The organism is Acididesulfobacillus acetoxydans, assembly GCF_902729405.1.
Classification (GTDB): Bacteria; Bacillota; Desulfitobacteriia; order Desulfitobacteriales; family Desulfitobacteriaceae; genus Acididesulfobacillus; species Acididesulfobacillus acetoxydans.
Genome location: NZ_LR746496.1, coordinates 3417242 through 3439945 on the forward strand (window position 1 = coordinate 3417242; position 22704 = coordinate 3439945).

Below are 22704 nucleotides of genomic sequence, written 5' to 3' on the forward strand. Positions count from 1 at the left end.
AGGCCCGCGGCCTGTTTTTACGTCTGTACTCCGCCGGCAGACTGCTATTTGGCATAATCCACCGCACGGGTTTCACGTATTACAACGACTTTAATCTGTCCGGGATATTCTAACTCTTCTTCGATGCGCTTGCTAATCTCCCTGGCAATCTTGGGAGCCAAGACATCGTCGATTTTGTCGGGCTTTACAATGATGCGAATCTCGCGGCCGGCTTGAATAGCGTAGGATTTCTCCACTCCCTCAAAGGTCTCGGCAATCTCCTCCAACTTTTCCAGCCGTTTAATGTAAGCTTCCAAAGTTTCCCGCCGGGCACCCGGCCTGGCGGCCGACACCGCGTCGGCAGCCGCCACCAGCACGGCCACGACCGTTTTCGGTTCCACGTCTCCGTGATGAGCTTCAATCGCGTGAATGACTTCCCAAGATTCTTTATACTTCTTGGCTACTTCAACCCCAATTTGGACATGAGTCCCTTCCGTGTCATGGTCAACCGCCTTGCCGATATCATGGAGCAGCCCGGCCCTCTTGGCCAGTTGGACATCCACTCCGAGTTCCGCCGCCATCAGACCCGCCAAGTAAGCGACCTCGACGGAATGTTTCAAAACGTTTTGCCCGTAACTGGTACGGAACTTCTGCCTGCCCAGCATGCGGACCAGTTCAGGATGCAAGCCATGCACCCCTGTGTCAAAGGTAGCCTGTTCTCCTTCTTCCCGGATGCGCTGTTCAACCTCTTTCTGGGCTTTCTCAACCATTTCCTCAATCCGCGCGGGATGGATGCGGCCGTCGATGATCAACTTCTCCAACGCTACCCTGGCCACTTCCCTGCGAATGGGGTCAAATCCCGAAAGAATTACCGCCTCGGGTGTATCGTCGATAATTAAATCGATGCCCGTCAGGGTCTCCAGAGTCCGAATATTCCTTCCTTCACGCCCTATGATCCGGCCTTTCATCTCATCATTTGGAAGGGCAACCACCGATACGGTCGTCTCGGCCACATGATCCGCCGCACAGCGTTGGATAGCCAGCGCAATAATGTTCTTCGCCCGTTTCTCCGCTTCTTCTTTGGCCTTACTTTCAATATCCTTAATCATAATAGCGGATTCATAACGCACTTCTTCTTCAACACTATGTAGAAGAATTTCCTTGGCTTCGTCCGATGTCAAGCCGGATATGCGTTCGAGCTCAGTCTGTTCCTTGGCGACCAAGTGGGACAGTTCCTCCCGCTGATGGTCAACCTCGGCTTCCTTGCGGTGCATGTTGTCTTCCTTACGTTCCAAAGACTCCATTTTGCGATCCAGCGTCTCTTCTTTTTGCAGTAAACGCCTTTCCAAACGCTGCAGTTCGTTACGCCGTTCCCGGATCTCTTTCTCAACCTCGTTGTGCATATGCATGGTTTCTTCTTTGGCTGCAACGACGGCTTCCCGCTTTTTGGCCTCGGCCTCCGTCTGGGCAATGCCCACAATCCGTTTGGCCTCTTCCTCAGCCGAACCGATGGCTTTCTCGGCTGTGACCTTGCGCATAAACCAACCTGCCGCCACCCCGAGCACCAAACCGACAAGCAATAGTACAATAGAAATAATGATCCCTATACTCTCCAAAATTTCACCTCCCGCCAATAAAACTAAAATAACAACAAAAAAGACTGGTTAACTCGACCAGTCCCCCCCAAAGCAACCTTTCAAAGATATCGGGCAAACCCAATTTCCTACAAACTCTCGCTCGCTAGTTAAAACCCCCAATTTTTAGCCTAACTACGCTGAAATCTATAAGAAAAACCTTTTAAAGGTTAGCATTTACCAGAGGAGCGGTCTCTAATAACATTTTAATTCGGTTTGTAAAAATTGTCAAGTGCCTTCACCACGACGTCCATCGGGAAACCCCTTTGCAAAAGCTTAGCCCCGATTCTTTGCCGCGGTGAAGCGGCTGCAAGCCCCGCTCCGAAGTGTGCCTCCCCGGGGCGCCTTCGGCGTTCGGCCTTCTTTTCCTCCTCTTCCCGCAGTTTGCGGACCTGTTCGATACACAACTCCAGTTCCAGCCCCTCGGCATAGACTTCGGCCAACACTTCGTCGATCACCGCCCTGTCCACCCCCCGCCGGCTGAGAGTCAGACGCAGGCGGGCCTGCGCCCAACCATCCCGCGCGCGGGCCTGACAGTAACCGAGAGCCAAACGGCGGTCATCCAGGTAACCCCATTCTTCCAAGCGCCGCAGGGCCCCCAGGCTTTCCTCGGAAGTATAGCCCTTGCCGTCAAGGCGCTCTTGGACCTCATGGCGCGTCAGGGCCCTGCGTGAGAGAGCGTCGAGCGCTGCCTCCAAAGCATCTTTTCGGGGGCCTCGGGCACAGGTTTCCTTGTTCTTGAAAGAGCCCGTCGCCGGTCACCTCCCTCACTCAAGCGGCACCCCAGTCATCAGTCAGGATTACACATCGATCGGCAGTCAGGATCACACCCCAACGTCAGTCTGCGTTATCCGGGTCCGCCTCCTCCTCTGCCGAAGCCGGAACCGCACTGCTGATGTTGCTTCGGATCCGTCCCTCTATTTCATTGGCAATTTCCGGGTGTTGACGCAGGAATTCCTTGACATTCTCTTTGCCCTGTCCCAACCTCTCTCCGTTGTAGGAATACCAGGCTCCCGACTTGTTGATAATCTCCATATCCGTGCCGACATCGACGATACTGCCCTCCCGGGAAATGCCCTGTCCGTACATGATATCGAAGTCCGCCATCCTGAAGGGAGGGGCCACTTTGTTTTTGACGACCTTGACCCGTGTGCGGCTGCCCACCATTTCCTGACCTTGCTTGAGCGTCTCCTGCCGGCGCACGTCCAGTCGGATCGTGGCGTAGAATTTTAAGGCGCGGCCGCCGGTGGTCGTCTCGGGATTACCGAACATCACTCCGACCTTTTCCCGGATCTGGTTAATAAAAATAACGCAGGTCCGGCTCTTGCTGATGGCCCCCGTCAGCTTGCGCAGCGCCTGGGACATCAGCCGCGCATGCAAACCGACATGGGAATCCCCCATTTCCCCTTCAATCTCGGCCCGCGGAACGAGGGCGGCCACCGAGTCGATCACAACCACGTCCACCGCTCCGCTCCGGACGAGGGCCTCGCAAATTTCCAGAGCCTGTTCGCCCGTGTCCGGTTGAGCCACCAGGAGATCGTCGATGTTTAGTCCGAGCGCCCGCGCGTAGACCGGATCCAAAGCATGTTCGGCATCGATAAAAGCGGCCACGCCCCCTGCCTTTTGTGCCTCCGCCGCAATATGCAGGGCCACGGTGGTTTTTCCCGAAGATTCGGGTCCGTAAATTTCCACCACCCTCCCCCGGGGCACTCCGCCCACGCCTAAAGCAATGTCCAGAGCCAGAGCACCGGTGGAGATCGTCTCAACCGCCATTTTCGCCGAAGCCTCGCCCAGTTTCATAATGGACCCTTTGCCAAACTGCTTTTCAATTTGGCCCAAGGCGATATCAAGGGCTTTCAGTTTGTCAGTTCCGGACATCCCATCCCTCCTCAGTTTTTCAAGACCATAAATACAAACATTTGTTCGATTATATTATAATTGAATTCATACTGCTTGTCAACCCACAATCGCTCGACAGAAAAAGCGTTACTTCGCCAACGTGCTCTCACTCTACTCCCGGAAATCGACATATCCGTCCTGAACTCGCCCAAACGTCCGCGACTCCACAGACGGACAACCCCTGCCTGTGTTGCTGCAGTACGTCCCTATCGTTGTTACCCATAGCAATCGTCCCCTCCCTGAACAGGAGGGGACTTCTCGCGAGTAAGGTTGAATCCGTTCCGTCTTTTCCGCCGGCCCGGCTCGGAGTATAAAGCGCAAAGAAAAGTCGGCTTCTGCAGAGATTGCTCCTTATCTGGCTTTAGCCGGTTCCACGTTCACCTTGCGCCCTTTGATCATATTTTGGTGCATACAGCCCAGAACTCTTTGCGCATATTCTTCCGGCACTTCAACAAAAGTGAACTTGTCGTAAATATTAATCATGCCGATGATGTTACCCGGAACCCCACTTTCCTCGGCAATCCAGCGCACAATATCCTGAGGCCTGATCTGCTGGACACGCCCGATGTTCATAAACAGGCGCACCATGCCGGCAGCGGCTCCGGTATTGCCAAAGGAGATTTCATCATCTTCCTCCCGCTGTTCCGCATCCGGACCTTCCACGGCATACTTGAGGGCCGCGGCCGCCACTTCCATCGAATCGTATTCCTCCAGCAAGGCCCCGGCAATGGAGCGGTAAGCACCCAAATGGTTTTTCTGGATCAATTTAATCAGCTGGTTTTTCAGGTTCTCGGCCTGCCTTTCACTGATGTCCGACAGGGAAGGCAGTTCCTGTCGGCGAATGCGAGTCTTGATCAACTGCTCTATCAACCGGAGCTGCCGGTATTCCTTCGGCGAAATCAAAGTGATCGCCTGACCTTTGCGCCCGGCCCTCCCGGTGCGCCCGATCCTGTGCACGTAGCCTTCCGGGTCCTGGGGAATATCGAAGTTGATGACGTGAGTCACCTTATCGATATCCAGACCTCGGGCCGCCACGTCCGTCGCTACCAGGAGTTCGGTCTTCCCGTCCCGGAAACGTTTCATCACCCGATCCCGCTGCTGTTGGCTCAAATCCCCGTGTAACGCCTCGGCAAAATAACCTCTCGCCTCCAGGGCCGCTACCAGTTCATCGACACCCCGCTTGGTCCGGCAAAAAATAATTCCCTGGCCGATATCTTCCGTATCGATGATGCGGCAGAGGGCGTCCACCTTGATCTTTTCCCGCGTCTCGTAGAATACCTGATCGATAAGCGGCACCGTCAATTCGTCCCGGCTGACCGTAATGGTGTGAGGTTCCCTCATGTAGCGTTGTGCCAAACGACGGATTTCCAGGGGCATCGTAGCCGAAAACAACATCAGCTGGCGATCCTCAGCCGAGACCTCTTTAAGAATGCTTTCGATATCCTCGATAAAGCCCATATCAAGCATCTCGTCCGCTTCATCCAGGACCACGGTCTTGACATAGGGCAGCCGCAGAGTACCGCGGTTCAAATGATCCAGCAAACGCCCCGGAGTGCCGACCACCACTTGGCAGCCGTAACGCAGGGCCCGGATCTGCCGATCGATAGACTGTCCGCCGTAGATAGGCAGGGGCTTAATGTGCCTGTACTTGCAGATTTTCGCGATTTCTTCCGACACCTGGACAGCCAGCTCCCGGGTCGGTGTCAGAACCAGGGCTTGCACCGCCTGAAATTTAGGATTCACTTTTTCCGTGATCGGAATTCCAAAGGCCGCCGTCTTACCCGTACCTGTCTGAGCTTGCCCAATCAGGTCCACCCCGTTTAAAGCCAGGGGCAGCGCTTCTTTCTGGATCGGAGACGGTTCTTCAAAACCCATCTCCGACAATGCCTGCAACACCTGTTTGCTAAGAGTAATCTCGCCAAAAGTTTGTAACCGTTCAACCATCATGAAACAAAGTTCTCCTTTCCGACTGGACCAAGCAGCCGGCGCACCCAGTCCAGGGCGGCCTGCACTGTCAACTGGCGTACGGATTCCCTTTCCCCATAGAACTGGAATCTCCTCGCTTGCACGCCTTCCCTGCTCGCTAAACCAATGTAAACCAATCCCACCGGTTTCTCCGGCGTTGCCCCGTCAGGCCCCGCGATTCCTGTGGTCGAGAGCGCCAGATCTGCATCTGTGCGCACACGGACGCCCTCTGCCATCTCCCTGGCCACCTCCTCGCTGACGGCCCCCACGGAGTCAAGGCTTTCTTGTTTGACCCCTAACAACCCTTCTTTAACCGCGTTGGCATAACTTACGACCCCGCCTAAATAGAACCCCGAACTGCCGGGTTCCCGCGTCAATGCCGCACCCAACAATCCGCCGGTGCACGATTCCGCCGTCGCGATCCTTAAGCCCCGTTCCTTAAGCAAACGCCCGACGATCCCGACCATCGTCTCCTCGTCCCGGGCAAACACTTTGTCTCCCAGAAGGGAGCGGATCTCCCGTTCAGCCCCGTCCAAAAGGGCCAAGGCCCGATCCTTCTGCGGAGAACGGGCTACCAAGCGAATGTGCATTTCCGCCCGCTTGGCCAGCAAAGCCAGGCCGGGATCAGACCGCTGCATCAAGTCACCCAGAACTTCTTCAATAGCGGACTCACCCATGCCGAACACTTTGAGAACCCGGACACGCATCCGCGCCGCGTCGCGGCCCAAACGCTTCTCCAGTTCGGGCCGAACGTGGTTCTCAAACATGGGTTGCATTTCAAAGGGCGGCCCGGGCAAGATGACAACCGTTTTCCCACCCTGCTCGATAACCGCACCAGGCGCGGTTCCGATGGGATTGGGCAGAATCTTGGCCCCGCGGGGAAAGTACGCTTGTTTCTCATTGCCCGCCGGCATCGGACCCCTGCGCTTGGCAAAAAATGCTTTGATCTGCTCCAAGCTCGCAGGATCCAATTCCAGCCCCAAACCCAAAACTTTCGCCACCAGTTCTTTCGTCAAGTCGTCCTTGGTAGGACCCAGACCTCCGGTGGTTACCAACAGATCACAACAACCCAGGGCCTTATGCAGAGCCGCCTCTACTCGCTCTGGGTTATCGCCCACTGTGATATGATAATCAACCTCAATGCCCAAAGAGGATAATTTTCCGGTGAGATAATGGGCGCTGGTGTTCAACGTCTGTCCGAGCAAAAGTTCCGTACCCGTCGCTAGGATCACAGCCTTCATACTATTGTATCACCCTCCGTTTAAGATGCAACTTACACCTCCTAGTTATTTCTCTCCGGACCAAAAGTTATTCTTTTCTGACCAAAGGTTATTCTCTTTGGACCGAAAACGCCGTCTAGGCCACATCGTGCAAATAGGCGCGTAAAGTTTCGCCGCTCAGCGTCTCCTCAGCCCGCAGAATTCCCGCGAGTTCCCGCAGCACCCCTCTGTGTTCACGAATAATCCGGCGCGTCTTGTCTTCCAAAACAGCGAAGATCTCCCGCGTAGCCTCGTGGCGCTTGTCCACACCCAGATTCTCCAGGTCCACCACTCCCAAGCTGGACATACCGGACATGAGCATTTTCTCGACCAGATTAAACGCCTGCCCGTAATCCCCGGCCGCCCCGGTGCTGCGGGAACCGAGGAGTTCCTCTTCGGACATGGCTCCGGCCAAGGCGACCATGATCTGCTCCTCCAGCATGGTCTGCGTATAGAGGTAGAGGTCGTCTTCCGGGTAGTGACGGACATAGCCGAGGGCATTTCCCCGGGAACGCACGGAGACCTGAGCGACCGAACGCGGCCTCACTATTTCGGCCAACAGAGCGTGACCGCTCTCGTGGATCGCTATCCTCTCCATCTCCTCCGCTGTCGGCTTGCGGTCCAATTGCTCGCCCAGCATGACCTTCTCCACCGCTTCGCGCAAGTGACTTTCCTTGACTTCCTTCTCTCCCGCACGCAAGGCAAAAACCGCCGCCTCGTTGGCCACGCTCTCCAGATGCGCGCCGGAAAAGCCGAACGTTTCCCGCGCGATTTTTTCCAGGTCAACTCCTGCGGCCAAGGGCTTATTCTTGGTATGAATCCTGAGAATCGCCAGCCGGCCTTCCTTATCGGGCAGATCGACTTTGACCATGCGATCAAAGCGCCCAGGGCGCACCAAAGCCTCGTCCAAAGCGTCTGCCCGGTTCGTGGCCCCGATCACCAGGATCTGGCTGCCCTGGTCGGTCCCCAGCCCGTCCATCTCCACCAAAAGCTGATTGAGTGTCTGGTCATACTCGTGGTGTGAGATATTGCTGCCCCGCTTAGCCCCCAAGATGTCCATTTCGTCTATGAAAATGATCGAGCTGGTTCTCTTTTCCTTTTTGGCTGTCTCGCGTGCCCGGCGGAACAAAGAGCGAACCCGTTCCGCCCCGACCCCGGCATACATTTCCACGAATTCACTGCCCGAGACCGCCAAGAAAGCGGAATTGGTGTACCTGGCCGCGGCTTTGGCCAAGAGCGTCTTACCTGTGCCGGGCGGCCCGGAAAGCAAAATGCCTTTGAGCGGGCGAATCCCCAAGGCCTTCATACGATCGGAATAAAGCAGGAAATCCAAGGCCTCCTGCAGTTCTTTCTTGGCCGCGTCCTGCCCCCCGATATCGTCAAAACCCACCGCCGTGGTAGAGACCAGAACCCCTTTCCCGCCGGTTTTTACCAGCTGCCTTTGGATGACGAAATGCCACACCAAATAGGCTCCGCCAATCACCACCACCAGGGGCAGCACATTATACCCCATTACCAGAAGATAGGCCGAAACCCCCGCAGCCGCTCCCAAACCCAAATCGAGTATCATGTGGATCCCCCCTTACTGACAGCCCGGGCCTCACTTGGCAAAAATTTTCCTTCTCCGTGCCGGTCCAGGACAGCGACCAATTGATGGGTCCCCTGAGTCAGTGTGAGATAAATTTCATTACTGTCCATCGTTAAGTTGACTTGCATTCCGGCATCTTTTCCCAAGGCGGCGACCTCTTGCGCCATGCGCACAAAATCCCCCCGCACGATTCCCTCCTGCAAAGCAAACTGCATCTGATTATATAACGCTTCCTGAGCCGGGGTCCGATTATCCAAATAGCGAATCGGCAGTTTCCCGGCAAGTTTGCTCAGCATCGCACTGGTTTGAGACAAATCGCTGACATTTTTGGTTGTTACATCGAACTCCTGCTGCCCTGAGGAATTCACCACTCCAACGGAAACAACGCCCGGAATCTGCTGGCTCTGGCGGATCAGGTTGGCGTCCACCCATTTCTCATTATAAAGCAAACGACCGCTCAGCAATAGGCCAAAGACCAGGAGCCCGACCAGGCTGATAATTTTTATCCTTTCTTTGGTCATCTCTTGCCCTCCGTTTCGACATACTGTACGTCATATTGACATTATAGCACGGAGTATAACAAGAACCGAACAAGAACATTTTCCCAAAACGCATATTTGCCAAAAAAAGAGAACCTCTCCGCAAGCGGAGCCAGTTCTTTTACCGGCACGTCTGACCCCCGTGCCGCCGCCGCGGCGCCGTCAAAAAACCCGAAAAAGCAGTTGAAAAGCTAGGGGGCTGCAAACGCGCGTCCTTTACTTGCGCAACAGGAGTCTGGCCTTGAGCAAATAATCAATCCCCGAGATAATCGTAAAAACGAGGGCAAGGTACAAGAAAGGCTGCCCTATCGGAATGTTCAGCAAAGAAAACGGCCAGTCATGCAGGAGAATCGCCGAAATGGCGATGACCTGGGTTACGGTCTTGATCTTTCCCAGCTTGCTCGCACTGATCACATGCCCGTCGGCGGCGGCGATGGCCCTTAGGCCGGTGACGGCAAACTCCCGCCCCAAAATGGTCCAGGCTATCCAGGCCGGGACCTCCCCCAGCTGCACCAGGGAAATCAAAGCGGCGGAGACCAAGAGCTTATCGGCCAGCGGGTCCATAAACTTGCCCAAAACCGTGACTTGATGCCGTTTACGCGCTATATAGCCATCAAGCCCGTCAGTCGCTGAGGCCAGAATAAAAATCACGGCCGCCACTACGTCCTGATGGGCAAAAAGAGTGTGCCCCTGCGGCACCTGCAAGAGCAGGAAGGCCATAAACACAGGGATTATGATGATGCGCGCCAAGGTCAAGCGATTGGGCAAATTCACAAAACAACCTCTCCCGTTAAATCATAGCTGTCCGCCTCCAGAACCTTCACGGCGACAAAATCACCCGGACAGAGACAGCGTGTCGTCTTATTTTCAACATAGACCTGTCCATCGATCTCGGGAGCATCTCCTTCCGTCCGCCCCAACCAGCGACCATCCGGCAGCAGCTCTTCCAGCAGGACTCGCAGCGTGCGCCCGACCCAACGTCCCTGCCGCCTGAGGGCGACTTCCTGCTGCAGGGCCATGACCCGGTCCCGGCGGGCCTCTGCGATCTCCGGCGGAACCTGATCGGAACGCCGGGCGGCCGTTGTACTCTCCTCCCGGGAGTAGGCAAATACCCCCAGACGATCGAACTCCGTCTCTTGCACAAAATGCAGAAGCTGCTCAAACTCTTCTTCGCTTTCACCCGGAAAACCGGTAATCAAAGTCGTGCGGATCCTTATGTCCGGCAAGGCCTGCCGCAGCTTGCCAATGAGCTCCTTTGACCCGGCACAGGTACCCCTCCGGTTCATTTCCCGCAGCACCTTGTCAGAGGCGTGCTGAAGCGGCAAATCGAGATAACGGCATACTTTGGCTTCCTGCCGCATGGTATCTATCAGCTCATCTGTCACCAGGTCCGGGTAGCAGTACATCAGCCGGATCCAGCGGATCCCCTCCACCCCGGCGATTTTGCGAATGAGTACCGGTAAACGCAGTTCACCGCAGAGATCCCAGCCATAGCGGGATGTATCTTGGGCAACCAGGATGACTTCCTTCACCCCTTCCGCCGCCAGACGGCGGACCTCCGCCAATACCGCTTCCTCAGTCCGGCTGCGATAGGGCCCTCGCACCTGCGGGATGACACAATATGTACAGGCGTTGTCACAGCCTTCGGCCACCTTCACATAGGCCCAATGGCGAGGCCCCGAACGTCTGCGCCCCACGTCTTCCGGGTAGCGGCAAACCGGCCTTCCCTCCCGGGGAAAAGGGCCTCTCGCGCGGCGCGCCTCGGCTACCCATTGCCTTACTTCCGCCACGCCCCCCGTGCCGAAGATCCCGTCAATTTCCGGGATCTCGTCCATCAGCTTTTCTTTGTAGCGCTGAGCCAGGCAACCGCAAGCCAGCAGAGTTTTGCACCGGCCCTCCTCCTTGTAACGCGCCATCTCCAAGATGGTATCGATCGACTCTTCCTTAGCCTGATCGATAAAGGTACAGGTATTGACAAGAATAACCTCCGCCTCCGCGGGCTGATCCGTCAGTTCATATTCCCCGCCCAGGATCCCGGCCATCACTTCACTGTCCACCTGGTTCTTGGGACAGCCCAAAGTCACAATCGCTGCTTTGACGGTCAAATTCTCGCACCTCGTAAGCTTCTTCCCGTATGATGGCTTTCCGTGAAGCCCTAAACACTTTACTCACACAGTATAAACCAATTTTTCCCCAAGTGTCAAAAAGTAAAAATTCAACCCCAGCCTCGGTGTTGTCTCAAAGCCGAAAACGTGGCAAAATAATATGGATATATCGGTACGCTGTCCAAAACCGCGCTTGAGAAAGGCACTATTGTCACGATGTTTTGCCTCTGAGCGTAACGAAAGGAAGGGTTACAATGTCGAATTTTCTGGAGCCGGTCGATGTCTGCGGCTGCGGGGATGAAGGATATTTGAGTATACGCACATTGCCCGTCGACTTAGCCCACGGGGTCGGCCAAATCCACCGCGTGCCTGTTTATCACTGCCGTTCCAACACCTGCCCCGAGTACACTGTTCCGGATGCAGTCGCCCGGCGCTTGGAAATCCTGGCGGAAGAAATGGAAGCCGAGCGCTCCCTGGAAAAAGAATTCAATTGGACCGATCCGGACCGCCGCAACCGGGACCGGGACCCCGGCGGTCGGAAGGACGCGCGGGAATCTCTTGTCCAGGCCTTTACCCTCAAATTCATCAGCCGTGAGTATGAGGATGCCCGCGTCGTCTTTGTCGCCCCCGGACAGAGCGTATTTCTGCAAAGCGTCCCCGACCCGACAGAGTTCTATCTCTTGCGCTACGAACCGGAAGAAGGCGCCGCGGACGCCAAGTTCTCCGTCTCCAAATTTTACGCAGATGATCCCATTCTCGACTTCGCCGCTTTCGCGGTCGGGGAACCGGACGGCGTCTTTTTGAAAGAACTGGCCCTGCTGGCCTTGGAAGAAGTCGAAGACGCCCTCCTGGATGAATTCGGCCCTGTCAAAGGGTGACGACCGCCGACGTTTACGGCTCGCCGTCTCCCGTTTTTGCCGGTTTTGCCGCTTTTACCGTTTTTGTCGGCTTTGGTGTTCGTGCTGTTCATGCCGTTTTGTGGTTTTATCAGGCACTTTCTGCCGTACCCGATCAGATCCACCCGCCCCGCCAGACGCAGGGCCTCCTCCACCAAAGAATAGTTGGCCGGATTGCGGTACTGGATTAAGGCCCTCTGCCTGGCCTTTTCCCGGACCCCTTTCGGCACATACACTTTTTCCATTGTGCGCGGATCCAGGCCGGTGTAATACATACATGTCGATAAAGTCCCGGGGGTCGGGATAAAGTCCTGGACCTGTTCCGGATTGACACCCAGATCCCGGACAAATTCCGCCAACTCCACCGCCTCTTGCCAACCGCTCCCCGGGTGGGAAGACATAAGATAGGGTACAAGATACTGCTTCTTGCCCAAACCCTCATTCACCTGTTTGAACTCCCGCATAAACTCGGCGTAAACCTCGGGACCCGGCTTGCCCATGCGCCTCAACACGGACGAGCTGACATGCTCGGGGGCTACTTTGAGCTGGCCGCTCACATGGTATTGACAAAGTTCGCGCAGAAAAGGGGTATTCTTATCGGCCAGCACCGCATCATAACGGATGCCCGAACGGACAAAGACCTTCTTCACACCCGGCAGGCTGCGCAGAGCCCGCAGGAGTTCCAAATATTCGCCGTGATCCAGGTCAATCCGATCGCAAGGGGAAGGAAAGAGGCACTGGCGCCGGGCACAGGCGCCCCTTTTCAATTGGCCCGGGCAAGCCGGTCGCCTGAAGTTGGCGGTCGGTCCGCCGACATCGTGAATATAGCCCTTGAAACGGGGATTTGCCGTCAACCTCTTTGCCTCGCGCACAATGGACCGGACGCTCCGGCTCTGGACGATGCGTCCCTGGTGAAAAGTCAGGGCGCAAAAAGAACAGGACCCGTAACAGCCCCGGGCGCTGACCAGACTGAACTCCACCTCTTGCAGCGCCGGCACCCCCTCCTGCCCGTATTGAGGATGATAAGTCCCAGTATAGGGGAGGGCGTAAATGTCGTCCATCTCACTCTGACTCAAGGGCTTCTGAGGCGGGTTTTGCCGGACCGCTTTGCGGTCCTGCCGATAAGGTTCAATCAAGGTCTTCCCCCGGAAAGGATCCTGCTGCCGGTACTGCTCCATAAAGGAATCCGCATAGCACCGTTTGGAAGCGGAAATATCCTCAAAAGAAGGCAGGACTAAGAGATCCCTGCGCTCAGGCCCGTTCCACTCCGAGGCCCGCTCCAAGACCGCGGTCCCCCTGAGGTCGAGAAGCTCACTAATCTCTTTCCCCGAATTCAACTCCCGGGCGATTTCCAAAATCGCGCGCTCCCCCATGCCGTAAACCAGGAGGTCTGCCTGACTGTCCAACAAGATCGAGCGTCGCACCTTGTTACTCCAGTAGTCGTAATGGGCAAAGCGCCGCAAGGAAGCCTCGATCCCGCCGATAATCACCGGCACTCCGGGTAACGCCTCCCGCACGCGGTTAGAGTAGACAATCGTCGCCCGGTCCGGCCGCCGCCCGCTCACCCCACCGGGGGAATAAGCGTCGTTTGAGCGCCTTTTTTGGGCCGCAGTGTAATGGTTTACCAGAGAATCGAGATTCCCTCCGGTGATCAGACAGGCCAAGCGGGGGCGCCCCATGCTGCGGAAAACCTCCAGATCCCTCCAGTCCGGTTGAGCCAGGACTCCGACCCGATAGCCATTGTTCTCCAAGCAACGCGAAATAATGGCCGCCCCAAAGCTGGGGTGGTCGACATAAGCGTCCCCGCTGACGAGGAGAAAATCGAGCTCTTCCCAGCCGCGCCCGTGCATGTCTTGGCGATTCACGGGCAAAAAGCGCGTTCTCTCCCGCGGGGACGTCTTTTCCTCTTTCGCTGCGCCCATCCCCTTCATCTTAGCGGTAGTTGACAAACTGCAGCTCAAGGCCCCAATCTTCTTGCTTAAGCAAAGCGATCACCGCTTGCAGGTCATCTTTATTCTTCCCGCTCACCCGAATTTGTTCCCCCTGAATGGAACTCGTAACCTTGATCTTACTGTCTTTGATCCGCTTGTTGATCTGTTTCGCTTTCTCAGGGGCAATGCCCTGGATCAACTTGACTTCCTGGCGCACCGTGTCACCGGCAGCTGCCTGCACCTTGCCGTACTCCAGAGCTTTCAGGGAAACTTGCCGTTTCACCAATTTCCCTTCCAAGATATCCACCACGTTGCGCAGTTTAAAATCATCATCCGAAATCAGCACCAGGCGATCTCCTTCCAGACTGAGCGACGATTTACTGTTCTTAAAATCAAAACGTTGTTCGATTTCCTTTTGGGCCTGATGGACGGCATTCGTCACCTCCTGCATGTCCACTTGAGAAACAATGTCAAACGAAGCATCCTTAGCCAAAATGCTATCCCCTTTCCCGGCCGGTTCTCAACCGTAGTGCGCTTTGTCAAAGATAATGCCGTTTACCACCTGCCCGCTGCCGCCCAGCGGGGGAACCGGTTTGCCATTGACCGTGATGGAAAGCCCGCCGGCATTGCCCACCGTCATTAGGTCAATTTTATCCGCGGCGGTGATTTCCTTGGTCGTACCCGCATGGAAGTACTGCTGAACGGGAGCCTGCCCGTCCACGTTGAATTCCATCCAGACGTCCTGGGTAAAAACCAGTTTGGCGGTCACGCCGCTCGTGGGGGTTGTGGCCGCGGACGTCGCAGTGGACGCGGAACCCGGCGCAGTTCCTCCTGCGGCCGTGCCGCCCGCCTGGGCCGTGCCGGACGGTTTGGCCTGAGACGTCGGCGGATTCGTCTTCTTAACAGGTTTCTGGGGTTGGGGCGGGCTGGGGAGAGAGCTCGGCGTATACCCCGAATTGGCGGACGGACCCGGGGTACGGGTCAACTGCGAAATCCCAATGACCGCAACGATGGCCAAAAGTGCCATCACACCCGCGACCGCCGGCCGGAACCACACCGGCCGCGACTTAAGCGGAGTCAGGGGACCTTCCAAGGCCGGAGGGGTCTGGGGCTGCACCGACATTTTATAAAGTCCTATTATTTCCTCCGGATCGAGGCCCAAATGGTTGGCATAGGTCCGCAAGAAACCTTTACTGTAAGCGGCTCCCGGTAGAATCGCATAGTTTTCTTCCTCAAGGGCTTGTAAATAACGCACCCGAATTTTCGTCGCCTCTTCGGCTTCCGGCAAAGTCCAGCCTTTGCTTTCCCTGGCTGTGCGCAAAATGTTCCCTTCGCCCGCCATGAAGCAGCCCTCCTCCCGTTAACTTAAGTCAAATGCGGAAAAGCTGGTCGGTACCTCTTCCATTCTAATCTCATCACCGGGGTTGTGACGAATTTCGATCACAGAGTCAAATTTCACCCGCAAACGCCCGTCGCGCAGAAAAACGTCCGGATGCTCAATGACCTTCGGCGTGGACATCGGCATCACTTTTTCCAGCAGGCGCCAGTGACTGTCGCCGCCGCGGGAAGTGCTCGTGATACCGTCTATCAAGAATACACACTCCTGGGCGTCTTCCAGCACCTCTGTCCTCAGGGTCTGGCGGATGATTGTGGATGAAAGCAGAACCCAGCGCTTATTGGCATAAACACAGGCCGCAATGGCAGCCTCCGTTTTCCCCACCCTGGGCATCCCCCTCATGCCGATAATTTGCTGGCCGCCTTCAATTAAAGTATCCCCCAAAAAGTCCACCAAAACACCCAATTCTTCACGGATGAAGCGATAAGTCGGGGGATCGCTGGAGGCAAGACTAAGGCGCTTGCCGTGTCTCAAAGCGACGCGGTCCAACAAATTGGGCTCTCTCAGGGCCGTAACCCGAATCTGATCCACTTCGGACAAAGCCTTAGCCAGAGCCTCCACTTTCCGCGGTGAAGAAGCATCCAGGAGGAATCCCCTTCTCGTCTCTCCGATGCCGGCAACCGTAAGAATGTTCATCTCCAACATCCCAAGCAACGTGGTCACGGCCCCCAGCAAGCCCGGCTTATTCTGCTCGATTTCATATTCCAGATAAAGAAAATCCCGACTCATCCAAGTATTTGCCAAGGTAGTCTTCAAACTCCTTTACAGCAGTGCCCGGATCGTTATAATCCAAATTCAGCGCATACCCACGACTGGGTTCACTGGGGTAGGCATACAGAGGATCATAATATTCTTCCAACAAAAAACGCGTAAAATCGGTTGGGTCACGCCGGAGTAGTTGTTCCAATTCATCTACTCTCTGGTTACCCAAGATTTTCCGTAAACGCTGCAATCCCTCATGGATCTGGGCGAGCGCTCCGGGCGCGCGGGTATATTCCTCCGTCAATCGTCGTATCCGGTTATCCAGGCGATCGCAGACCAAAATCCGGACTCCCCCCTGCATAGCCCTGTAGAAACTCATAGGCAAATTGATTGACCCGATCCGTTTACTCTCACATTCGACAATAACATATCCCCGGTCTTGAAACAAGCGCAAATTCTCATAAAAACGCGCCTCAAAATCCTTTTGACTGGGTGGAGCACCCAAGCCGACGCCCCCGAAGACCGAACCGCGGTTATGGGCCAAGCCTTCCAGATCCACGATCGGGTGTCCCGCCTCGCCCAGGCGAGACAAAAGATCCGTTTTGCCGACCCCGGTATTCCCGCACAAAACGAAGACGAGCAGGGAAAACTCCCGAGCGAAAAACTCAACCACCAAACGCCGGTAAGCTTTGTATCCTCCGCGCAGCCGGTAAACCGTAAGGCCCATCACGTCCAGCACTTGGGCCAACGCCTTGCTGCGCAAGCCACCCCGCCAGCAGAAAAGCACCAAAGGCCTCTCCCGAGCCAGTTGTCCGGCCTGGGCAACCAGGCGCGGAAGCTTGGGGCTGACCAGACGCAACCCCAATTCCCGCGCGGCTGCCGGTGAAACCCGGGTGTAAACTTTGCCCACTTCCTCCCGCTCCCGGTCATTCAACAAGGGCAGATTAACCGCTCCCGGGATCGTAGCGGCGGCAAATTCTCCTTCGGAACGGACATCTATTAAAGCCGGATCGGGTAAACCCGCCAGCTCCGTAACGCTCAGCTCGTGAATCATGCCTTTTCCTTTCAACTGGTATATATTCGCCGCAGTGCAGTCTAAATCCTGCCGGAAACATCTGGTTTTTCCTCCGGCTCACCCTCATCCGAGCCAAATTTCTGCGCAAATTGGCCCCGTGTCAAGAGAACCTCCCGTGCTTTCGAACCTTCATAGCCCCCGACCACGCCCTTTTCCTCCAAGAGGTCCATCAGGCGAGCCGCCCGGGTGTAACCGATCCTCAAGCGTCTTTGCAGCAGGGACACCGAGGCGTTGCCGCTCTCGATAAACAGTTCGGCGGCCTGATGAAACAGTTCGTCTCCCGGCTCTTCCGCTTTCGCACTCCCCAATTCCACGTTCGGAATCTCCTGATACTCGGGTTTTGCTTGGTTCTGCAGGAATCTGACGACATTTTCTACTTCCTTATCCGCCAGGAAGCAGCCCTGAACCCGCAAAGGCTTGCCCGCACCCATAGGATAGAAAAGCATATCCCCCCGGCCCAAGAGCTTTTCCGCCCCATTCATATCGATAATCGTACGCGAGTCCGTTTGCGAGGAGACGGCAAAAGCTATCCTGGACGGGATATTGGCTTTGATCAGTCCCGTAATGACATCCACCGAAGGCCTCTGAGTTGCCACAATCAGGTGAATGCCGGCTGCCCTGGCCATTTGCGCCAAACGGCAGATGGCATCCTCCACATCTCCGGGGGCGACCATCATCAGGTCGGACAGTTCGTCAATAATCACGACCACATAAGGAAGAGGCGGATGTTTGTCATCCGGTTCCTGTTGGCGCACATAATTATAGCGCACAATATCGCGCACCCCGTTGGCGGCAAAAAGTTCATAACGGGTTTCCATCTCCGTCACGATCCACTTGAGAGCGCCGGCGGCTTTGCGCGGATCCGTCACTACCGGAGCAATCAAATGCGGAATGCCGTTATAATTGGCCAACTCAACCATTTTCGGATCAACGAGCAGAAACTTAACCTCGTTGGGGCGGGCTTTAAATAAAATACTGTTGATCAAAGTATTGATGCAGACCGATTTACCCGAACCCGTGGCCCCGGCAATCAAAAGGTGCGGCATCTTCGTGAGATCCGCGACGACGGGCATCCCCGTGATATCCTTACCCAGAACCAGACTCAATTTGCTCAGCGCATCCTGAAAATCCGGAGCCTCCAGGACTTCTCGGAAATGAACCGTCGCAATTTCTTTGTTAGGAACTTCAATACCGACCACGGACTTGCCCGGCACGGGTGCTTCAATCCGCACGTCCGATGCCGCCAGGCTGAGCGCTATGTCATCCGCCAGGTTCGTAATTCTGCTCACTTTGATTCCCGGGGCGGGCTGGGCCTCATACCGGGTGATGGCCGGCCCTTGAGTCACATGTGTGACTTTAATCTTGACACCGAAACTGTCCAGAGTCTCCTCCAGGGTCTTGACGTTATCCGCCAGATCTTTGTTCAGCCGCGCGTTCTTCACCTTAATCGGTTGGTGCAAAAGAGCCGGCGATGGCAAGACATAGCCGGTGTCGCGCTCCGCCTGGCGGGAAATAGGCGTACCCGTCACTTTTCCCGGAGGCTTGATGCTTCCCTTGACCTTGGGGGATGCCGGTGCGGCGGGCAGCGTCCCCGCTGCCGGACCGCCGAGACCTTCCGCAACCGGTTGGGATTGCCCGAGAATCGGACTTTCCTCTGCCGCTTGTACTTCAGGCGTCCAGCCGCTGGTCCGGATCACCACCGGAGTCTCGGACAGAGCCGGTTTTTGCCCTCGGATTTCCGCACCGCCGGCCGTTTTTCCCGGCTTGCGTTTGGCGGAGACCAAAGTCTTCTCCCCCACCTGGACCGGAGAACTTTCCCCTTTCGGTTCGCTCCGCAAAACAAAGACAAAATCGCTCATCTGATTCTTGAGCCAATCCGCCCCTTCTTTGAACATTAAAGCGAGTTCACGCCCACCCTCAACCAGGGAATGATTCGTTACCAACAGGGCCCCCACCATCGCCCCGATGACCAGAACGATGTAACTTCCCGCGGTCCCGACCACCGTCTCCAGTGAGATGGCGACCAGGGCACCCAACAACCCGCCGCCATGTCCCCCTTTTCCCGCCTGCCACATCTCTGTCCTCGAAAACGTGGCCGCGCCGGGGATCTGCAACTGCAAAAAGCCTGCCAAGACCAGAAACAGAATAACTCCACCCACCACTCGCCAGTTCAAGGCGCGGGGGCGTTGATTCATAACTGCCAAACCCCAAATTCCGACCATGATCGGGATAAAAACCCGCCCTCCGCCGGCAAACATGGTCAGAGCCCTGCTGATTTGCGCCCCGACAATGCCATTGTGCCCCGAAAAGAGCGTCACCAACCCCAAGCAAGCCGCACCGACGATCAAGAGGCCCACCGCTTCGTTCCGTATAGATTCTTTTAACATCGCGCTTTTTTTGACACTTCGGTACCTGCGTTTTTTTGCCACCGGTCAAGCCTCCCAGTCCCGCACTCTCTCGCCCAACCCGGGCAGCCGCCTATACATTTCCACAAAACGAGTCTGATTTCCTTTAATCCTCTTCACAAAGATCAAAAAATGGTTACAATGAGCCCTATTGCCGGAAAGTACAGGGGATTTTCGCGGCAGCCGAAAAAAGCGGCTTACGCCGCTTTTCCTTTCGTGCCTGTGGTTTATCCTCATGCCTGTGGCTCATCCTCATGCCTTTGGCTTGTTATCCTCACTGCCTTCCGGAATCATGTCCAACAGGGCCTTATAAGCCTCTTTAAGGCCGCCCACCGCCTGAATCAATCCGGTATCGACGGCCTCTTGGCCGACTAAAACCGTTCCGATGTCCTGAGCCAGTTCTCCGGTTTTGAACATCAGGTGCCTCAAGCCCTCTTCGTCAATCTTGGAATGACTGCAGATAAAACGAACCACTCGCTCCTGCATTTTTTGCAGGTACTCGAATTGCTGATGGCCGTTGATGACCAGGCCGGTGTAACGAATCGGGTGCACTGTCATGGTCGCGGTCGGGGCGATGAAACTCTTTTGACAGCTCACGGCAATCGGAATACCGATACTGTGTCCCCCGCCCAGAACCAGGGAAACCGAAGGCTTGCTCAGGCTGCCAAGGAGTTCGGCGATAGCCAAGCCGGCCTCCACATCCCCTCCCGCCGTATTGAGAATAACCAGTGTACCCTCCACTTTCGGGTTCTGTTCCACCGCAAAAAGCTGCGGGATAATATGCTCATACTTGGTCGCTTTGGCTTGGGGCTGCAGGACCTGATGACCTTCGATCTGACCGACGATTGTCAAACAATAAATATTGCTCGTGCTTTCCGGCATCCGCAGTTCTCCCAACTGCTGAAGATTTTCCAGAGCAGGGTTTTGGGTCTCTTCCTCATTCGCCAGATTCTTGGGCAAAATCAACGACCTCCGCTTCTCCGACTTGCTCTCTTAGTATGGAAATTTCTCCAAAAATCATACCCTAAAGAACAAGGCGCGGGAACGAAGGCTCGTGAAAACGGAGTCAGCGAGAAAGTTACGCCGAACACTTGCCCACGCAAGCCCTCGTCAAGGATCAGACAGCCTCTCTTTTCTCAACCGGCAGCGGAGCCTGAGACCAGGAAGCGGTCTGCCACCATCCCCATTTGGCCGATGCTTTGGCTATAACCCAGTCTCCCAGTTTTACCGCCGCCACAGCCAGGAGAAGTCCGCCCATGACATCGATGACCCAATGGATCTCGAGATAGAGAGTGGAATAAATGACCGATAAACCGAAAACGGCCCAAACCCAACGGAAGAAGCGGTCTTTTTCCCTCCAGGCTATGAGAAGCATGGCAAAAGCGACAGAGGTATGCATAGAAGGGAAACAGTTCAACACGTCAACCGCGGCCTGAGCCGCCGATAAATGCCGGGCCATCCCGTCCGGGGCTCCCAGGACATACCAGACTTCGTTGGCATGGAAGGTCAAATAAAAAGGGAAAATCATAAAAAACTGCAAAACGTGGGCTGATAAGATATAGCTGACCATCTTGCGAGAGTCTTTGGCCAGGAAGGAACGGAACACCGGCACCAGCACGGGCAGGGTGAAACCGTTGGCGTAAATCCAGCGGAAGTAAGCGGTCAGCCAGGGGGTTTTAATCACCCTGAACATCCAACCGTTGTTCCAAGCCATCGTTTTGAACCAGGGATCAAGGTTTACCAAATGGGGTTTGGCCCCCAGCTGCCAGTACACCACGTCATTCCATATGGGCGGAAACCATTGCCACAAAATCAGGGGAAACAACAAAAGAGGAATCCCCCAGGGCAAGAACTTCCTCCACGTTACGGGCACCCTGTCATGGTCCAAACCCCAAAAGGCGACCGCCAGGAGGAGATATGCCATATGGCTGCCGCGCCAAGGATCGAAAATCAGATAAACCACTATGGCCAGGGCCAGGACACGCAGAAAGTGCTTTCTAAACCAACTCCACAGCCTTTCAATAGATTCCGCTTCCATTTATTTCTCCTCTCTCGGCTTATTTCTCTGGTCGCAGCCGGAAAACACCGACTGTCTCTTGGCGCAACCTAATTTATGCCGGGATTCGGCTTAAGTATCGCTTTGAGGGAACTTCGCAGCTTGACCGACCAGCGGCACAGCGGATAAAGAATTACCAGGCCCATCAGCCAAATTCCCGCTCCCGCCCAAAGGGGGGTGCGGTTAAAATGATTGAAAAGAGCCGGAACGAGGGCATAAAGCCATAAATGTACGGCATAGAAAAATAACGGCGTCTTACCAAACTCATCCAAAACGGCCACCACTCTGCCCGGTTTAGGCAAACGGTTGAACAGGTAAAAAAGCAAGAACACCAGACCCAGGTAGAAGAGGAAATAATCCGGACTCGGAGGGTACTTGGAAAGAACGAAGAATTGGTCGGGTGACGAAGCTCGCAAGTAATCACCCAGTCCGGCCATACGCAGGATAAAGAACAGACCCAAGCTGATCAAACCGGACAATCCCCAGCGTTTTCCCTCATAGGCAAGACCCTTTTCCGGCTTATAAGTCCTGCCGTAAAGCCAGCCCAGGCATAGGGGCAAGAGCCAGGGTATGACCGGAAAATTATTGTTCAAAAGCAGTTGCGAGGAAAAAGGAACCGGCAGGACCAAAAGTGTGCGCAGGCCCTGTTCCAGCCAAGAGAGGCCGGAATACGCCCTGGCGAAATGCGGCAGCAGGCTTTCGCTCAAAAGGTAAAGGAACGCCGTAAAAGCCATCAGCTTCCAGGCCGATATATGCCGGCCCAAATCCAAAAAAATGAAACCGAGACCTATCGTGGAAAGGACGCTGAGGGAGAGAATAACTCCCACTGAAAATTCCAGGTCCCCGTTGACAAATGCCGGCAGGTTAAAGGCGGGGGAAGCCACAAGCACCTGTAAAACGATCAGGGCCAGCCCTCTCAGCCAGAGGTGTTTACTGATCTCCCAGCTTGACGCCCCCGTCTCTTCACGCCTCTTAACCGACAGGGCCAAAACATAACCCGCGATCAACAGAAACCCCGGCGCCGCCATACTGGCCATAATCATGGCAATCGAAGCCGGCAGGGACGGATTCCCCGCTCCCAAGAAAGACAGCGTGCCGTTTGTCACCAACGGCAACCCTTCATTGCTGACACGGCCGAAACTCCAAAAATATAGGGCATGATCGAGCGCCATGAACATCATGATTAAACCCCGCGTTCGGTCAACGAAAGAAAGCCTTGCATGGGACAAAAGTTACCACACTCTTTTCTCTGGAATTTTCTCTAGTATTTAGGGC

Annotated in this window: 18 protein-coding genes; all 18 read right to left on the reverse strand. The window is 55.4% G+C overall.

Annotation, left to right across the window (positions count from 1 at the left end):
- Positions 1-44: 44 nt before the first annotated feature.
- The 18 genes from rny to MNU25_RS15350 all read right to left on the reverse strand — a co-directional run bounded on the left by rny (position 45) and on the right by MNU25_RS15350 (position 22658).
- A complete protein-coding gene (rny, locus tag MNU25_RS15265) occupies positions 45-1613 on the reverse strand; it encodes a ribonuclease Y (RefSeq protein ID WP_372503558.1) in 1569 nt (522 codons plus the stop codon).
- A gap of 206 nt (positions 1614-1819) precedes the next feature.
- Positions 1820-2311, reverse strand: a complete 492-nt coding sequence (locus MNU25_RS15270; protein ID WP_240985852.1) for a regulatory protein RecX — start codon at positions 2309-2311, stop codon at positions 1820-1822.
- A 139-nt stretch (positions 2312-2450) separates the two neighbouring features.
- Positions 2451-3491, reverse strand: a complete 1041-nt coding sequence (gene recA, locus MNU25_RS15275) for a recombinase RecA (RefSeq protein WP_240985853.1) — start codon at positions 3489-3491, stop codon at positions 2451-2453.
- 372 nt (positions 3492-3863) lie between these two features.
- The gene (locus tag MNU25_RS15280) at positions 3864-5459 is read right to left on the reverse strand and encodes a DEAD/DEAH box helicase (protein ID WP_240985854.1); all 1596 of its coding nucleotides are present in this window, start codon (positions 5457-5459) and stop codon (positions 3864-3866) included.
- Complete coding sequence (locus tag MNU25_RS15285) at positions 5456-6718, reverse strand: competence/damage-inducible protein A (RefSeq protein ID WP_240985855.1); 1263 nt, start codon at positions 6716-6718, stop codon at positions 5456-5458. The genes MNU25_RS15280 and MNU25_RS15285 overlap by 4 nt, the downstream gene beginning before the upstream one ends.
- Positions 6719-6833: 115 nt before the next feature.
- Positions 6834-8306 carry an AAA family ATPase gene (locus MNU25_RS15290; protein WP_240985856.1) on the reverse strand — a complete coding sequence of 491 codons (1473 nt, stop codon included), beginning with the start codon at positions 8304-8306 and terminating at the stop codon, positions 6834-6836.
- On the reverse strand, positions 8303-8845 hold the full coding sequence (locus tag MNU25_RS15295; protein WP_240985857.1) for a hypothetical protein: 543 nt from the start codon (positions 8843-8845) through the stop codon (positions 8303-8305). The genes MNU25_RS15290 and MNU25_RS15295 overlap by 4 nt, the downstream gene beginning before the upstream one ends.
- A gap of 234 nt (positions 8846-9079) precedes the next feature.
- A complete protein-coding gene (gene pgsA / locus MNU25_RS15300; RefSeq protein ID WP_240985858.1) occupies positions 9080-9637 on the reverse strand; it encodes a CDP-diacylglycerol--glycerol-3-phosphate 3-phosphatidyltransferase in 558 nt (185 codons plus the stop codon).
- The gene (gene rimO, locus MNU25_RS15305; RefSeq protein WP_240985859.1) at positions 9634-10968 is read right to left on the reverse strand and encodes a 30S ribosomal protein S12 methylthiotransferase RimO; all 1335 of its coding nucleotides are present in this window, start codon (positions 10966-10968) and stop codon (positions 9634-9636) included. The genes pgsA and rimO overlap by 4 nt, the downstream gene beginning before the upstream one ends.
- Positions 10969-11704: 736 nt before the next feature.
- Positions 11705-13786, reverse strand: coding sequence for a YgiQ family radical SAM protein (locus MNU25_RS15310; RefSeq protein WP_240985860.1), 2082 nt, complete (start codon positions 13784-13786; stop codon positions 11705-11707).
- Positions 13787-13796: 10 nt separating this feature from the next.
- A complete protein-coding gene (locus MNU25_RS15315; protein WP_240985861.1) occupies positions 13797-14288 on the reverse strand; it encodes a YajQ family cyclic di-GMP-binding protein in 492 nt (163 codons plus the stop codon).
- A gap of 27 nt (positions 14289-14315) precedes the next feature.
- Positions 14316-15137 (reverse strand): helix-turn-helix domain-containing protein, encoded by an 822-nt coding sequence (locus tag MNU25_RS15320; protein ID WP_240985862.1) that lies wholly within the window; start codon positions 15135-15137, stop codon positions 14316-14318.
- 18 nt (positions 15138-15155) lie between these two features.
- Positions 15156-15920 carry a DUF3388 domain-containing protein gene (locus MNU25_RS15325; RefSeq protein ID WP_240986877.1) on the reverse strand — a complete coding sequence of 255 codons (765 nt, stop codon included), beginning with the start codon at positions 15918-15920 and terminating at the stop codon, positions 15156-15158.
- A complete protein-coding gene (gene mnmH, locus MNU25_RS15330) occupies positions 15889-16947 on the reverse strand; it encodes a tRNA 2-selenouridine(34) synthase MnmH (RefSeq protein WP_240985863.1) in 1059 nt (352 codons plus the stop codon). Before mnmH ends, MNU25_RS15325 begins: the two co-directional genes overlap by 32 nt.
- 41 nt (positions 16948-16988) lie before the next feature.
- Complete coding sequence (locus MNU25_RS15335; RefSeq protein ID WP_240985864.1) at positions 16989-19397, reverse strand: FtsK/SpoIIIE family DNA translocase; 2409 nt, start codon at positions 19395-19397, stop codon at positions 16989-16991.
- A gap of 228 nt (positions 19398-19625) precedes the next feature.
- Positions 19626-20336, reverse strand: a complete 711-nt coding sequence (locus MNU25_RS15340) for a ClpP family protease (RefSeq protein ID WP_372503559.1) — start codon at positions 20334-20336, stop codon at positions 19626-19628.
- A gap of 154 nt (positions 20337-20490) precedes the next feature.
- On the reverse strand, positions 20491-21411 hold the full coding sequence (locus MNU25_RS15345) for a phosphatase PAP2 family protein (RefSeq protein WP_240985866.1): 921 nt from the start codon (positions 21409-21411) through the stop codon (positions 20491-20493).
- Positions 21412-21479: 68 nt separating this feature from the next.
- Complete coding sequence (locus MNU25_RS15350) at positions 21480-22658, reverse strand: acyltransferase family protein (protein ID WP_338077743.1); 1179 nt, start codon at positions 22656-22658, stop codon at positions 21480-21482.
- Positions 22659-22704 lie beyond the last annotated feature (46 nt).